A 15,043-nucleotide genomic window follows, 5' to 3' on the forward strand; every position below is an offset into this window, starting at 1 on the left:
CCCAGCTGTACTGACTGGGCGTCGGTCGTCATGGCCGAAAACATTCATCCGTTCCGGTACCGCTCCAGCAGCGCGCGGTGGAGGGCGGCGACCTGTTCCGGGTCGATCTTCGGCTGGCGGTCGAACGTGAGCAGGCCGTTCTTTTCGTGTTCGACGTCGGTAAACTGCGTGTAGCAGGCGCCGGCCAGGAACGTGAGGGTGCCCAGGCTCTCCATCAGGTCGCGGTAGCGCGCCAGCAGTTCGTCGCCAGTGCGCACGCTGCCGTAGTAATCGAACAGCCGGTCGCGCGGCGCGTCGTCCCCTTCGGGTTCGCTGAGGAAGCCGCCCACTTCGGACAGCACGATCGGCTGCCCGCGGTACTGGCCGCCGGGCAGGAACAGCGGCTTGTCCTTGTACCACCCTTTCGACGGCGGGATGCCCGTCTTTTCCGTTTCGGCATAGCGCGCGACCAGCTTGTCGCCGGGCTGCGTGTAGTCGTGGATCGAGCACACGTCGGTGAGGTCGGTGTGCTCCCAGCCGTCGTTGTCGACGACGAGGCGGCCCGGGTCGAGCCTGCGCGTGCGCAGCACGAGTTTCTCGATGAACGCCTGCTGGCCCGGATGGCGGTACAGTGCCGGGAAGCCGAAGCTTTCCACCAGCGGCACCCACGCCACGATGCAAGGGTGGCCGGCATCGCGCTCCACGGCGCGTTCCCATTCCGACAGCAGCGCCTCCTCCGCTTCCAGCGACCAGCTGCGCGTGTTCGGCATTTCTTCCCACACGAGGATGCCGAGCCGGTCGCACCAGTACAGCCAGCGTTCGTCCTCGATCTTCTGGTGCTTGCGCACGGCGTTGAAGCCCAGCCGCTTGACCCACTCGGCATCCACGCGCAGCGCATCGGCCGATGGCGCGGCCAGGTTCGTGTCGGGCCAGTAGCCCTGGTCCAGCACCATCAGCAGGAAGGTGCGCTGGCCGTTCAGGTGGAAGTGGGCACCGTGCGCCTCGAAGCGGCGCAGGCCGCAGTAGGAGCCGATGTCGTCGAGCACCTGGCCGTCGGCGACGAGGCGCACGCGCAGCCCGTAGAGGTAAGGGGTGTCCGGCGACCAGGCCTGCGGCGCATCGATGCGCGCATCCAGCCGGGCCGTGGCGAAGCGCGTTTCCGCCTGGGCGAAGGCGACCCGCTCGCCCGTTTCGTCGAGCACGTCCAGCTCCACGGTCCAGCCGGCCGCAGGGGCATGCAGGTGCACCTCGATCGACAGGCGCCCGTCCGGTTCCGCCTGCAGCCAGCGCAGCGAATCGATGCGCACCGGCGGTGCCGGCTCGAGCCACACGGTTTGCCAGATGCCGGTGGTGCACCAGTAATAGATGCGCACCGGCTTGCCCGACGACGACTGCTTGCCGCGCGGCTGGTACATGTCCTGCAGGTCCTCGACACGCAGCGTGATGCGGTTCGCGCCATCGACGAGGAAGGGGGCGATGTTGAACGAGAACGGCACGTGGCCGCCGCGGTTGCGGCCCGCCAGTTTGCCATTGACCCACACTTCGGTGCTGTAGTCGACGGCGCCGAAATGGATCAGCAGGTCTTGTTCGCGCCATGTGCCGGGTACTTCGAACGTGCGGGCATACCAGACGATTTCGTGCACGTCCTGCGTGCCGACGCCGGAGCGTTCGCTCTGGTAAGGGAAGGGTACCTCGATCGTGCGCGCCAGCGTGCGGCCGTCGTGCCAGCCATCGTTGCGGCCCTGGTCGCCGTCGTCGAACGCGAATTCCCATGTTCCGTCAAGACTGAGCCATTCGGAACGGGTCAGCTGGGGGCGGGGGTGGAGGGTGTCGGTCGTGGTCATCGCGGCATGGTAGCGCGATACCGGATCTGGCCGACGCACGGATTCGACCGGCGTTGCCCGAAGCCCGGGAAATCGCCGGGCCGTGCACCCTGCTCAAGTTGGTGAGAACTCCGGATTCCCCCTCCACTTCGCCCGGGGAGAGGTCTACGATGGACGCTCCCGTTCATTGACATACTAATATTTCAGCGTTCTCGGCGCTGATTGCCGCGGTGGCGATCCCGCCCGGCCCCGCCTCACCGCAGCATCACTTCAACCATGACAGGAGACACACCATGCAACAGGTACGTGCAGGAAGACTCGCGCGCCGCGCCATGCCGGCACTCGTCGCCGGCGCCTTGCTGGCCGCTTATGGCGGCGGTACGGTCGCGCAGGCGGCGACCACGGATGCCACACCCGTGCCCCGGGTAATGGAAAAGCTCGGCCGCGGCGTGATCGCCGTGCGGGCCGCGGAAAACGCCGTGTTCGTCAACTGGCGCCTGCTCGGCCTGGACCCCGCGAACCTGGGTTTCAACGTGTACCGTTCCACGGGCGGCGCCGCGCCGGTGAAGCTGAATACGGCGCCGCTGACGGGTGCCACGAACTTCACGGACACCACCGCCGATCTCACGGCCGCGAACACGTACATCGTGCGCCCGGCCACCGCCGGCGCGCGGGAAGAAGCGGGGGCGCGCTTCACGCTGTCCGCCAACCACGCCGTGGAGCCGGTCGTGCGCGTGCCGCTGTCCGAACTGCCCGGCCCCGGCTGGCGCACCAAGTACGTGTGGGTGGGCGACCTGGATGGCGATGGCGAATACGATTTCGTGATCGACCGCATCGCCCCGTTCACCGAGAACGACGACTACGCGACGGCGCCGCAAAAGCTGGAAGCCTACAAGCGCGACGGCACGAAGCTGTGGCAGATCGACCTGGGGCCGGGCAGCATCAAGACCTACAACATCAGTCCCGGCCCGACGACGCTCAGCATGGGCATGTATGACGGCGTGACGGTGTACGACATGAACGGCGACGGCAAGGCCGAGGTGATCCTGAAGGTGGCCGATGGCGTGACGTTCGGCGACGGCAGCACGTTCACCGACGAAAACACCAGCCAGCAGCACGTGGCGATCCTGAATGGCCTGACCGGCACGCCGCTGGCCACGCGCCCGTTCCCGAACGACTTCGCCGCGGCCGGCCCGCTCGGCACCCAGTTCGGCATCGGCTATCCGGACGGGCTCAATCCCAGCATCTATTTCTGGGGCCGCAACCGCAATCCGAGCAAGAGCTTCAACGATGTCTTCGCCTCGTGGAGCTGGAAGGGCGGCGAGATCGTCGAGAACTGGAAGCTGCCGATGCCGCCGGGCGATGCGCGGCAGGCGTCGCACCAGATGCGCGTGATCGACGTGGATGGCGACGGCAAGGATGAAATGGCGACCGGTAACTTCATGGTCAACAGCGACGGCACGCTGCGCTACATCCTGCCCGGCGTGGTGCATGGCGACCGCTTCTTCATCGGCAAGCTCGATCCCGCCAGCCCCGGCTTGCAGGGCTATGGCGTGCAGCAGAACAACCCGAACGGCCTGCTGGAGTACTACTACGATGCGACGAACGGCAACGTGCTGTGGGGCCATTCGAATACGGACGGCGTGCTGCGCGACGTGGGCCGCGGCCTCGTGGGCGACGTCGATCCGCGCTTCCCGGGCTTCGAAGTGTGGTCGTTCTCCGGCCTGTTCAACGGCGCGACCGATACGCTGACGGAGCCGGACACGAACCTTCGTCCTTACCCCACCCATTCGATCTGGTGGGACGGCGACGCGTTGACCGAAGGCCTGAACGACTACAAGATCGAGAAGTGGAACCCGCTCGCGCCGACGCGCAGCAATGCGACCCCGCGGCTGCTGACGATGTCCAGCGCGGCTTTCGGTTCGCCGAAGATCTGGGACCACAACCCGATGTTCTTCGGCGATATCCTGGGCGACTGGCGCACCGAGGTCGTGCTGGTCAATCCCACATATTCGGAACTGGTGATCTTCACGACCGACATCCCCACCGACCGGCGCCTGTACACCATGGCGCACAACCCGGCCTACCGCAACGGCTTGACGGTCAAGGGCTACATGCAGTCGCACCTTCCCGATTACTTCATCGGCGACGGCATGGCCACGCCGCCGCGGCCGAACATCCGTTACGCGGGCAGCGGCACGATCCAGGGCGAGGATGCGGTGCTGGGCGGCGGCGCGACGGCTGCCGTCAATCGCGAAGGGTATCGCGGGCCGGGCTTCGTCGATTTCCCGGCCAGCGGCGGCAGCGCAACGTTCAGCCACCTCGATGGCGGCCATGGCGGCATCAAGCTCGTGAAATTGCGCTACGCGAATGGCAGCGTGCTGCCGAAGGTGGGTGTGCTGGAAGTGAACGGCAAGCCATGGCCGATCGTGTTCCCGCCGACCGGCGGCTGGAGCAGGTGGTCGACGCTGCCCGTGCCGGTGGCGCTGGCGGCGGGGCGTAACAACTCCATCAAGCTGCGGTCGACCGGGATGGGCCTGGCGAACATCGACGAGGTGGTGGTGCCGTAAGCTTCAATCCCGCAAGTTGTCCATGCTAAGATCGCCGCAGCCGGCCTTCCGGCCGGAAGCAGTCATCGAAGGTGGACATGGGCAGCCTGCATGGATGAGGGATTCGAAGACCTGAAGAACGCGGCGAACGAGCCGGAAGCCCTGCGCCGCCTCGAATCGGCGGCGCAGGGGCTCGGTTTCGACAGCGTGCTGTTCGCCGTGATCCCGCAGCCGAAGGTGGATGCCGGCCAGGTCTACCTGCGCAGCAATTACCCGGCCCAATGGCGCGACCATTACGACCGCCACGACCTGCGGGCCGCCGACCCCACGGTGGCTTACTGCTTCAGGTCGAATTCCCCGCTCGTGTGGATGCCGCAATCGTTTGAAACCCCCGCGCAGCGGGCGCTGTACGAGGAAGCGTCGGCATTCGGCCTGAAGGTGGGCGTGACGCTGCCCGTGCGTGGCGTCGACGGCGAGATCGGCATGCTTACCTGCGTGCGCGACGAGCACCCCGGCCCCGCGTTCCTGAAAGACCTGCGGCACAACCTGGGCAGCCTGTCGCTGCTGCGCGACGTGGCCTTCGATGCGCTGCACCCGTATCTGCAGCCATTCGTTGCCCCGTCCTTGCAAACCCCGGCGCCAACGGAACCCGTGCCGGTGCTGACGCCGCGCGAGCAGGATTGCCTGCGGTGGATGTGCGCCGGCAAGACCGCCTGGGAGATCGGCCGCATCCTGGCCATCTCGGAAGCGGGCGTGAACTTCCACATCGCCAACCTGCGCAACAAGTTCGGCGTGCATCGCCGCAACGACGTCGTGCTGAAGGCGATCCGCCTGGGCCTTGCCGACCTGCCGGGCTGACAGGCCGGCTTCATCTCCGCTTCATATTCGCTTCATACCTTTTTATGCCCGCGCGGCGCGGGCCGCGGTAACGGCCCGGCCCAGCTGCAGCTGCGTGATCGTCGCGCCCCACAGCAGGCCACTGGAAAAGCCGGCCGCCGCTCCCATCAGCAGGGCACCGGGTACACCGGCCGCCAGTCCGGGATGCCAGCCCGCCAGGGTGGCGGAACCGAACTTGATTGCGAAAGCGGCCAGGCTTACGGCCAGCATCCGCCACGTGCCCGGGCGGGCCAGTTGCCGGCCATCCCAGCGATAGCCTTGCAGGCCGGCGAACAGCCGCCAGCCGAGGGCACCGCCCGCGGCCAGGCCCGCGATTGCCGCCTCCACGGCAAACGGCAGCAGCGGACCGGAACGCGCCAGCAGCACGGCGCCGGATACCGAAATCACCAGCGGCAGCAGGAACAGGCGGGCCGGGGTCACGGTATTGGCCCGCGCGGCCGCGATGCCGCGCTGGACGAGCAGCGCGAAGATTCCGTACACCCATAGCGGCGTGTGGGCGGCGATCGAGGCGAGGGTGTTCATGCGGGCACCCCGGCATTGCCGCTGGAGCCGGAACGGGCAGCGCGAGGGGGAACGACGTTGGCGAGGACATGCAGCATGGCGGCTTCCTTGTTGCGGTTGGTGTTACTTGCATTAAACCAGTCCCGCCATGAATTCGTTACTAGCAGAGCTGATAGGCTGGGTGGAAGCCGTTCGATCAGCACCCTGAGTTTTTTCGCGTGCTCCACCGCGGATCGCGATACCGTCTTATCGTTCACCCATGCTCCCTCAAAAATACATTTTCCTGGCGGCGTTGCTTGCCACTGCCTTTCATACCGCCGCCAGTGCCGCGCAGGCATACGCAGGCGCCGACCAGGCGTTCACCCGCTCGCTGAACGGCGACTGGTCGTTCCGCTACCTACCTGCCGACCTGACCGATGCCGACACCGGCTTTTACGTGCGCCGGCTCGATACCTCCGCCTGGGACACGATCGCCGTGCCGTCGAACTGGGAACTCAAGGGGTTTGCGGAACCGTCGTACGGCGACGAGCTGAAGGAAGGCAAGGGCCTGTACCGCCGCACGTTCCGCGTGCCGGCCGAATGGCGCGGGCAGCGCACGTTGCTGCGCTTCGAAGGCGTGGCCTTCGGCTACGAAGTATGGGTGAATGGCGAAATGGCGGGCAAGTCGACCGCGAGCGCATTCAACCGGCACACGTTCGACGTGACGGACCTGGTACGGCACGATGCCGGGAACTCGGTCGCCGTGCGCGTCACCACCCGGCCGCACGGCTATGAATTCGACCTGAACGACGACTGGTCGCTGTCCGGCATCTATCGCGACGTGACGCTGTTCGCGGTGCCGGCCACGCACGTGCAGGATCTCGGCACGTTCACGAGGCTGGCCGCAGACGGTACGGCGGAACTGTCGGTCGACGTGGCGCTCAGCCAGCCCGATGGCGAAGTGCATGCCCGGCTGCTGGCGCCGGATGGCGGCACGGCCGCCGAAGTCACCTTGCCGCGCACCGGCAGCCTGCGGCGTGGCGGCACGATGCGCGTGCCCCAGCCGGCGCTGTGGACGGCCGAAACGCCGTCGCTGTACCGGCTGCAGCTCACCGTTACCGAAGGCGGCAATGCGGTGCAGTTGGTGGAAGAGCGCATCGGCCTGCGCGAAGTGACGATCGCCGGCGGCGTGCTGCTGCTGAACGGCCGGCCCGTCAAGCTGCGCGGCGTGAACCACCACGACCTCGATCCCGTGCATGGCCGGGCGATCCCCGTGGACCGGATGCGCGCCGACCTGGAGCTCATGAAGAAGGCGAACGTGAACTTCGTGCGCACCTCGCACTATCCGCCGGATGCGCGGCTGCTGGCGCTGTGCGACGAGATGGGCTTCTACGTGATGGACGAGGTATCGATCGGCCATGGCGAGAAGAACCTCGATAAGCCGGAATACCGCGCCAACATCCTTGCGCGCGTGGAACCCACGATCACGCGCGACAGGAACCGCGCCTCGGTGCTCATCTGGAGCATCGGCAACGAGAACCCCATCAACGATGCGGAGCTGGAGGCGGGCCGGCTGGCGAAGAAGCTCGATCCGTCGCGGCCGATCACCTATCCGAAGATCGGCAGCTATTTCGCCGCCAACTACGGCAAGATCCCGGAGTGGGTCGACATTTACGCGCCTCACTATCCGGTCAATGCCAAGGTGGCCGACTATGCCCGCACGCTTACGCGGCCCACCATCTTCACCGAATATGCACACGCCCTCGGCCTGGCCACCGACCGGCTGCAGGAACAGTGGGAAATGATCCAGCAACACCCGGTCTTCGCCGGCGGGGCCATCTGGCACTTCATGGACCAGGGCATCCTGCGCACCAGTGCCGAACCGGTGGACCCGTCGCAACCCACGCGGCAGGCCTGGCTCGACCGGCACCGCTTCTACGATACGCATGGCCTGGACGGCACCGATGGCGTCACCTATGCCGACCGCACGCCGCAGGCCGATTACTGGCAGTTGCGCAAGGTGTATGCGCCGGTGCGGATCGGCGAGCGCAGCGCCGCAGTGAAGCCCGGCCGGCAGCACATCGCGCTGACGGTGGAAAACCGTTACGACTTCCGCTCGCTGCGCGGCATGCGCCTGCAGTGGTCCCTGCAGCGAAACGGCCGCGCAGTACAGCAGGGCAGTGCGGCCCTGGCTGCCGCCGCACGGGGCAGCGAAACCGTGCGCATCCCTGTCGACGTTCCCGCCAATGCCGAAGGCGACGTGCTGGCGCTGAACGTCGCCGCCGTCGACGAGAAGGGCATGCATGTCAACGAGCGCGCCGTACTGCTGGAGCAGGCCGGCGCCACGCGTTCGCGGTGGACGGACGCGCTGCCGACACAGGGCCAGGCGGTAGTGAGCGATACCGCGGCCGAAGTGAAGGTCACGCTGCCGCGGTGGACGGTGGCGGTGCAGCGCCCCACCGGGCAGGTGACGATCCGCGACCGCGCCGGTAACGTGCTGGTCGACGGCATCCACCCGCACACCGGGCGCAAGCCGCTGATGGCGGAGGCGCTGCGGGCGAAGCAGTCGGGCTTGTGGATGGCGTCCACGCTGCCGCGGCTGGAGAAAGCCGTAGTGAAGGCGGAACGGCGCGGCGACCGGGTGGTACTGGCGGTTTCCGGCTTTTATCCGCTTCCCGCCGGTGCCCGGGAACGTCCGGATGCGCAGGCGGCCGGCACGCCGCAGCGCTTCGACGACCTGCTGCAGGGGGCCGCGCCCGCTGCCGGTGCCGCCACGGTGACCGCAACGGCCACCAGGCCGGAAGGCTTGCAGGGCGGTTACAGGCTGGAGATCGGGAACAATGGCGCGATCGCCGTCACGTATTCCTTCGTCCCCGTCAGCGCATCGGGGCTGCTGGGCGAAGCGGGGCTGTCGATCGTGGCCCCGGCCGGCAGCGGCGAGTTCCGCTGGATCGGGCAGGGGCCCCATGCCGGCTATCCGGGCAAGGATGCGCTGAACGAGTTTGGCCTGTTCCACCTGCACCGCACCGACCTGCGCTTCCAGGGGAACCGGCGCGGCACCGACATGGCGCTGCTGACCGGCGCCGATGGCCGCGGGTTCGCGCTGGCCATGCCGCCGGCCGACGTGGCCGTGGAGCGGGACGGCGAACGCACCTTGTTGAGCCATAACGCGATCGTCGGCAGCCTGGGTAACAAGGGAACGACGCCGGAGGTAACGCACCTGGCCGAGACGACACCGCGCATCGCCGGTTCGTTCACGCTGGTACCGCTTGCGGATCGCTGGCCGCGCGCGCTGGTGCGGTGGTTCGGCAAGCCGGCGGCCGCGCAAGATGTGTACCGGCCGTTCTATCACAGCTACGACCAGTAGCAGATTCGAAGCCGGCGCGTGTTCGGCGGCTGTCGTCCTGACACCCTGTCGGCGCGTGCCGAAACGGCTTTTCGCGTCGCGACGCCGCATGTATATTCATGCCTGGATCATCGACGGGAGGGGTGTCCCATGCGACTGAACTTCGTTGAAACACTGAGGCAGAAGCGCAAGTCGCTGCGCGGTCCCACGTCAGAAGGCTTCGACCGGCAGGTATGGGAGCAGGCCTTCCTGGCGCAGCGCGACGGCAGCCCCGCGGACCACCACGTCTACCTGCTGGGCATTGCGATCGGTGCGCAATGCGGGCGTGTGCAGGCAAGCATCGATGAACTTGCGTCGCACCTTCGCTTTCGCAAGCTCGACGAATTGGCCCCTTCTTTCTCGGCGCGGATCAATCAGGTGCATGTCGAGGTATTCCGTAGTCTCGGCAAGGCGCTGGAAACCGTCGATGTCGTTTCCATCGAGCAGATGCAGCAAATGCGCTGTTTCACCGATTCTGCCGGCAACTCCCACGCCTTGTCGGGGGCCATCGAGGCGGTCGTGGACGCCATCGGCGGCATGTTGAAACTGCTGCGGCGCGACAGGGGATTCGGCAAGCAGGGCATCGCGCAGCCGGAAGATATCGCCTTCGACGTTGCGCTGGATCGGCTCATGGCCCTTGCCCAGCACGACGTGTCGATCCGGAGGGTGTGGAATTCGGTGGTCTGGTGGAAGTCCACTGTCGCGGTCACGCCCGATTGCCTGTGCTATGGCGTCGACGACAGCGCGAGCGAGCTGGCCTTGCGCGCCGCCATCGACCTGGCGCGGTGGCCGGCATTGATGGCCCGCGACTTCGCCAACTTCAGGAAAAGCAACCCGGCTGCGCCGAACGGCAATGTCTACGTACCCTGGGTGCGGCTGCATGACGGACGCCTGACGGTGCGGCGCGTGCCGGCATTCCAGGTGCCCGATGGCGAGCGCGAACAATTGCTGGAGGCGCGCCGCGAGTGTGGCCTGTTTCAGGTTGCGGCCCTTGGCGATTTTCTGGACGAAATCCATCCGCAAGTGGGACTGCAGATCCGCGAGATCCTGCTCGTCTGGGGCGAGCTGGCCATGATGGCGGGACAGCTTCATGAACTGGCACGCCCGCTGGACAAGGTAAAGGACGCGGGCGCCCTGGCGACGATCGTCGAGAGCCGCCTGCCGCGCGAGGAGATCGCCAGCGTGATACGGCAATGCGTGGTGCTGTCCGCCGACAGGGTAAGGGAATGCATCGATTTCCTCTGCCATACGCCCGCCAGCAAGCGCGCGACGTTGTGGGACCGGCCACTGCTGCCGGCAGGGAGCGATGTGGTCCTGCTGTGGTGGCCGCTCATGGGAGCGCACCATGCCCGCGTGCTGAACGCCTGGGCGAAAGATCATCGCGAACTTGGAATCGCCTTTGGCAGGAAGGGGACCGCCAACGAAGCGATCCTGCTGCAGGCTGTTCGTGAAGCGATCGCGAAGAATCCGTATCGGGACCGCATGCGCTTTATCGGCTCGCACCTTCGTCCGCGTCACAAACCGGGCGAGCAGATCGACCTGCTGATCGTCATCGACGACGCGGCATTCGTCATCGAAACCGCCTCCATCCCGTGTCCGGCGGAGCCCCGCGAGTTCCACGACACGGAAAAGCGCCTGGACGACAAGGCCAGGCAATGCCGGGCACAATGTTCCGCGCTGGCGTGCGACCTCGACCAGATCGCCGAATGGGCCGGCGACGATGGCTATCGCGGCAGGGTGAAGCGGGTCTTCGGCGTGGTGGCCACCAACTCCTACCTGCGCGACGGCTTCCCGCACGACGGGGTTTGCTTCTGCCATGTCGATACACTGTTCAACGTGCTGGCCGGCGCCATGTATTTCGGCGTGCTGCGCGGGGGCCGGGAAGTCACGCTGGAGGCGGCTGTCCAGCCGGTGCCGCAGGGCTCCTATGCCGACGGCATGATCGCGGCCTTGCGCAAGTCGCCCAAGGCGGAGTTCTACGCGCGCTGCACCGTGCAGACCGACTACCGCATCGAGGGGTTCGACGACACCGACGTCGAAGGTTTACATCGCATCGTCAACATGGACATGCCTTCCCACGACATGCTGGAAAGGCGCCTGCGCGAATGCAGTTTCGCGCGAACGCTGGAGGAGGTCGCCGACCCCCGGTTCGACTGACTTCGGCGTTGCGCCATGCCGCGTCACCCGCGATGCCGGCATCCCCGCCGGGTCGAACCGTTGCGCGGCCGTTTCCGGGAAAAGTCGCCGCCATGCATTGATCTTCGCCCCGAATTGCGCCACTATCATGTGAAAACGTTTTCACCCCTAACGCGGCCAAGGATAACGACATTGAGACATCTCGCACGGAAACGCCACCCCATTTACCGGATGCTTGCACCACTGGTGCCGCTGGCCTGCCTGGCCATTCCCGCCGCGGCATGGGCGACAGCGCCAGCCCCGGCCATCCACGTCAACCAGCTCGGCTTCCTGCCCGGCGCGGCGAAGTTCGCCGTGGTCCCGGATGGAAAGGCGGCCAGCTTCGCCATCGTCAAGGCGGGCACCGGTACCGTGGTGCGGACCGGTACTCTGGCGGCGGCGCGGCCTTCGCCCGAGTCGGGCGACAAGGTGCGGCTGGCCGATTTCACGGCGCTGGCCACGCCGGGCCGCTACCAGGTACGCGTTGCCGGCCTGCCCGATTCGCCGCCGTTCGACATCGGCCCGGCCGTCCTGCAGGCCGTGAACGCCGCCTCCATCAAGGCCTTTTACTTCAACCGCAACAGCACGGCGCTGGATGAAAAGCACGCGGGTGTGTACAAGAGGGCGGCGGGGCACCCGGACACGCGCGTGCTGGTGCACGAATCGGCCGCATCGCCGGCGCGGCCGGCCGGCACCGTCATCGCCAGCCCCAAGGGCTGGTACGACGCCGGCGACTACAACAAGTACATCGTCAACTCGGGCATCTCCACGTACACGCTGCTGGCGGCATACGAAGACTTCCCGGCACTGTTCGACAGGCAGGACCTGGGCATTCCGGAGAGCGGCAACCGGCTGCCCGACTTGCTCGACGAAACGCTGTGGAACCTGGAGTGGATGCTCACCATGCAGGACCCGGCCGACGGCGGCGTGTACCACAAGCTCACCAACAAGAGTTTCGACGGCATGGTGATGCCGGACCAGGCCACGCAGCCGCGCTACGTGGTGCAGAAGACCACGGCGGCGGCGCTGAACTTCGCCGCCGTGATGGCAACGGCCAGCCGCGTGTTCGCGCCGTATGAACAGCAGCTGCCGGGCCTGTCGGCGCGCATGCTGGCGGCATCGAAGGCCGCATGGCAATGGGGGCAGGCGCATCCCCGGGTGTATTACCAGCAGCCGGCGGACATCAAGACCGGCGAATACGGCGACAAGGATGTGAGCGACGAATTCGGCTGGGCCGCGGCGGAGCTGTTCATCACCACGGGCGACGCGGCTTACTACAAGGCGATGAACGCGCCCGCATTACAGGCGACGGTGCCGTCGTGGGCCGAAGTGCGCGGGCTGGCATGGATGTCGCTGGCGCGGCACCACAAGAAGCTGGGCGCGGCCGCGGACCAGGGCCTCATCGCGAACCGGATCGACAAGCTGTCAGCCAGCCTGGCGGCGGGCTGGAAGAAGTCGGCCTACGGCATTCCGATGCAGCCTGCCGACTACATCTGGGGCAGCAGCGCCGTGGCGCTGAACCAGGCGATGGTGCTGGCGCATGGCTACCGGCTGACGGGCAAGCGCGAGTACCTGGACGCGGCGCAGGCGGGCCTGGACTATGCGCTGGGCCGCAATGCCGTGGGCATCTCGTTCGTGACCGGCTTCGGCACGGCATCGCCCATGCATCCGCACCACCGGCCTTCGGAAGCCGATGGCATCGAGGCGCCGGTGCCGGGCTGGATCGTCGGCGGACCGCAGCCGGCGCAGCAGGACAAGAACGACTGCCCCGCGCCTTACCCATCGGCGCTGCCGGCGAAATCGTTCCTGGACCATGGCTGTTCGTATGCCAGCAACGAAGTGGCCATCAACTGGAATGCGCCGCTGGTGTACGTGTCGGCCGCGGTGCAGGCGCTGACGCCGGCTCAGGCAAAGTAAGGGCAACGTAGCAGGCAAGCCCTCGGCCCGGCGTTACTCAGCCAGGCCGAGGTCCGTCGTCACCTGCCGGCGCAGCACGTATTTCTGGATCTTGCCGGTGACCGTCATCGGAAAGGCGTTCACGAAGCGCACGTAGCGCGGCACCTTGTAGTGCGCGATCTGGCCCCGGCAGAATTCGCGGATCTCGTCCTCGCTTGCCAACGCGCCGGGCCGCAGCACGATGCAGGCGCACAGTTCCTCGCCATACTTCGGGTCCGGCACGCCCACGCACTGCACGTCGAGCACCTTGGGGTGGCGGTACAGGAATTCCTCGATCTCGCGCGGGTAGATGTTCTCGCCGCCGCGGATCACCATGTCCTTGGCGCGGCCCACGATGGCCGCGAAGCCCTGTTCGTCGATCACCGCCAGGTCGCCCGTGTGCATCCAGCGCGACGCGTCGATGGCTTCGCGGGTCTTTTCCTCTTCACCCCAGTAGCCGAGCATGACGGAGTAGCCGCGCGTGAGCAGTTCGCCCTTCACGCCGCGCGGCACGATGCGGCCTTCGGCATCGACGATCTTGACTTCCAGGTGCGGATGCACGCGGCCGATCGTGGACACGCGCAGCGCGACCGGGTCGTCCACCGAGCTCTGGAAGCTGACTGGCGACGTTTCCGTCATGCCGTAGGCGATCGTGATTTCCGACAGGTGCATCCTCTCGATGACGCGGCCCATCACCTCGGCGGGGCAGGGCGAGCCGGCCATGATGCCGGTGCGCAGGGTGGACAGGTCGTATTGGCCGAACGCCGGGTGATCGAGCAGGCTGATGAACATGGTCGGCACGCCATGCAGGCCGGTGCAGCGTTCCGCCTGCACCGTTTCCAGCACCGCCTTCGGCTCGAAGCCTTCACCGGGGAACACCATGGTGGCCCCATGCGTGACGCATGCCAGGTTGCCGAGCACCATGCCGAAGCAGTGATAGAGCGGCACCGGGATGCACAGGCGGTCGCGATGGGTGAGCTTCATCGCCTCGCCGATGAAGAAACCGTTGTTCAGGATGTTGTGGTGCGTGAGCGTCGCGCCCTTGGGGGAGCCGGTAGTGCCCGAGGTGAACTGGATGTTGACGGGATCGTCGAACTGCAGCGCGGCCTCGATGGCGGCAAGCTGTTCGCGCCGTGCCGCGTCGGGCGGCGCGAGCAGCGACTCGAAGTTGCGCATTCCTGGCGTCGCTTCGGCACCGAGCCTGATCACATGCCGCAGGTGCGGCAGCCTTGCCGAGTGCAGCTTGCCGGGAGCGCTGCCGGCCAGTTCGGGAAGCACTTCCCCGGCGATGGCGAGATAGTCGCTCGACTTGAACGCGGGGGCGAGGATCAGGGCCGCACACTGCACCTTGTCGAGCACATATTCGAGCTCGGTGCGCCGGTAGGCGGGGTTGATGTTCACCATGATCAGGCCGGCGCGCGCCGTGGCGAACTGCACGAGTACCCATTCGGCGCAGTTCTGCGACCAGATGCCGACCCGGTCGCCGGGCTGCAAGCCCAGGCCGAGCAGGCCGGCCGCGAGGTTCGTCACGCGCGCATCGAGTTCGGCATAATTCCAGCGCACCTGCTGGTGCGGCACGACGAGCGCTTCGTCGGCGCCATGGCGCGCGGCGACGCCCGCAAGGAAGGAACCGATCGTTTCGCCGATCAGCGGAACGTCGTGCGCTCCGTGTACATAGCTCAGGCTTTGGTGCATGTTGTCTCCATGTCGTTGTGGTCTGTGCTGGCCAGGGCATTGTAATGCTCGCGGCGCGCCCGCGGCCGCACGGCCAGTGCCCATCGATTCTTTACGCAACGCCAGGGCCGGTGGACTATACTCGC

9 protein-coding genes are annotated in these 15,043 nt (G+C 66.8%); 5 read left to right on the plus strand and 4 right to left on the minus strand.

Translation table 11 applies throughout. The features are described 5' to 3' along the window. Positions 1 to 44 precede the first annotated feature (44 nt). Positions 45 to 1,823, minus strand: coding sequence for a sugar-binding domain-containing protein (locus ACY65G_RS13600; protein ID WP_464997891.1), 1,779 nt, complete (start codon positions 1,821 to 1,823; stop codon positions 45 to 47). A 272-nt stretch (positions 1,824 to 2,095) separates the two neighbouring features. On the opposite strand from ACY65G_RS13600, the gene ACY65G_RS13605 reads away from it, so the two are divergent. After that, entirely contained in the window at positions 2,096 to 4,372 is a 2,277-nt protein-coding gene (locus ACY65G_RS13605) for a rhamnogalacturonan lyase family protein (RefSeq protein ID WP_464997892.1), read from the plus strand. A gap of 90 nt (positions 4,373 to 4,462) precedes the next feature. Beyond that, entirely contained in the window at positions 4,463 to 5,209 is a 747-nt protein-coding gene (locus tag ACY65G_RS13610) for a helix-turn-helix transcriptional regulator (RefSeq protein WP_464997893.1), read from the plus strand. A 42-nt stretch (positions 5,210 to 5,251) separates the two neighbouring features. Here the strand turns inward: ACY65G_RS13610 and ACY65G_RS13615 are convergent, their stop codons facing one another. Together ACY65G_RS13615 and ACY65G_RS13620 are read right to left on the minus strand one after the other, a co-directional pair. Continuing rightward, a complete protein-coding gene (locus ACY65G_RS13615; RefSeq protein ID WP_464997894.1) occupies positions 5,252 to 5,770 on the minus strand; it encodes a hypothetical protein in 519 nt (172 codons plus the stop codon). Beyond that, the gene (locus ACY65G_RS13620; protein ID WP_464997895.1) at positions 5,767 to 6,006 is read right to left on the minus strand and encodes a hypothetical protein; all 240 of its coding nucleotides are present in this window, start codon (positions 6,004 to 6,006) and stop codon (positions 5,767 to 5,769) included. Before ACY65G_RS13620 ends, ACY65G_RS13615 begins: the two co-directional genes overlap by 4 nt. Before the next feature lie 2 nt (positions 6,007 to 6,008). Between ACY65G_RS13620 and ACY65G_RS13625 the strand changes: the two genes are divergently transcribed. The 3 genes from ACY65G_RS13625 to ACY65G_RS13635 all read left to right on the plus strand — a co-directional run bounded on the left by ACY65G_RS13625 (position 6,009) and on the right by ACY65G_RS13635 (position 13,205). Beyond that, the gene (locus ACY65G_RS13625) at positions 6,009 to 9,095 is read left to right on the plus strand and encodes a glycoside hydrolase family 2 protein (RefSeq protein ID WP_464997896.1); all 3,087 of its coding nucleotides are present in this window, start codon (positions 6,009 to 6,011) and stop codon (positions 9,093 to 9,095) included. A 129-nt stretch (positions 9,096 to 9,224) separates the two neighbouring features. Beyond that, the gene (locus ACY65G_RS13630; protein WP_464997897.1) at positions 9,225 to 11,270 is read left to right on the plus strand and encodes a hypothetical protein; all 2,046 of its coding nucleotides are present in this window, start codon (positions 9,225 to 9,227) and stop codon (positions 11,268 to 11,270) included. 210 nt (positions 11,271 to 11,480) lie between these two features. After that, complete coding sequence (locus tag ACY65G_RS13635) at positions 11,481 to 13,205, plus strand: glycoside hydrolase family 9 protein (RefSeq protein WP_464997898.1); 1,725 nt, start codon at positions 11,481 to 11,483, stop codon at positions 13,203 to 13,205. Positions 13,206 to 13,238: 33 nt separating this feature from the next. Here ACY65G_RS13635 and ACY65G_RS13640 read toward each other — a convergent pair whose 3' ends face one another. Then, on the minus strand, positions 13,239 to 14,918 hold the full coding sequence (locus ACY65G_RS13640) for an AMP-binding protein (protein WP_464997899.1): 1,680 nt from the start codon (positions 14,916 to 14,918) through the stop codon (positions 13,239 to 13,241). Positions 14,919 to 15,043 lie beyond the last annotated feature (125 nt).

The sequence above is a fragment of the Pseudoduganella sp. jia 12 genome (assembly GCF_055502675.1).

Excerpts from the sequence above, each read along its gene's own strand:
- ACY65G_RS13600 (WP_464997891.1), bottom strand. The coding sequence starts at position 1,823 with ATGACCACGACCGACACCCTCCACCCCCGCCCCCAGCTGACCCGTTCC.
- ACY65G_RS13605 (WP_464997892.1), top strand. The coding sequence starts at position 2,096 with ATGCAACAGGTACGTGCAGGAAGACTCGCGCGCCGCGCCATGCCGGCA.
- ACY65G_RS13610 (WP_464997893.1), top strand. The coding sequence starts at position 4,463 with ATGGATGAGGGATTCGAAGACCTGAAGAACGCGGCGAACGAGCCGGAA.
- ACY65G_RS13615 (WP_464997894.1), bottom strand. The coding sequence starts at position 5,770 with ATGAACACCCTCGCCTCGATCGCCGCCCACACGCCGCTATGGGTGTAC.
- ACY65G_RS13625 (WP_464997896.1), top strand. The coding sequence starts at position 6,009 with ATGCTCCCTCAAAAATACATTTTCCTGGCGGCGTTGCTTGCCACTGCC.
- ACY65G_RS13630 (WP_464997897.1), top strand. The coding sequence starts at position 9,225 with ATGCGACTGAACTTCGTTGAAACACTGAGGCAGAAGCGCAAGTCGCTG.
- ACY65G_RS13635 (WP_464997898.1), top strand. The coding sequence starts at position 11,481 with ATGCTTGCACCACTGGTGCCGCTGGCCTGCCTGGCCATTCCCGCCGCG.
- ACY65G_RS13640 (WP_464997899.1), bottom strand. The coding sequence starts at position 14,918 with ATGCACCAAAGCCTGAGCTATGTACACGGAGCGCACGACGTTCCGCTG.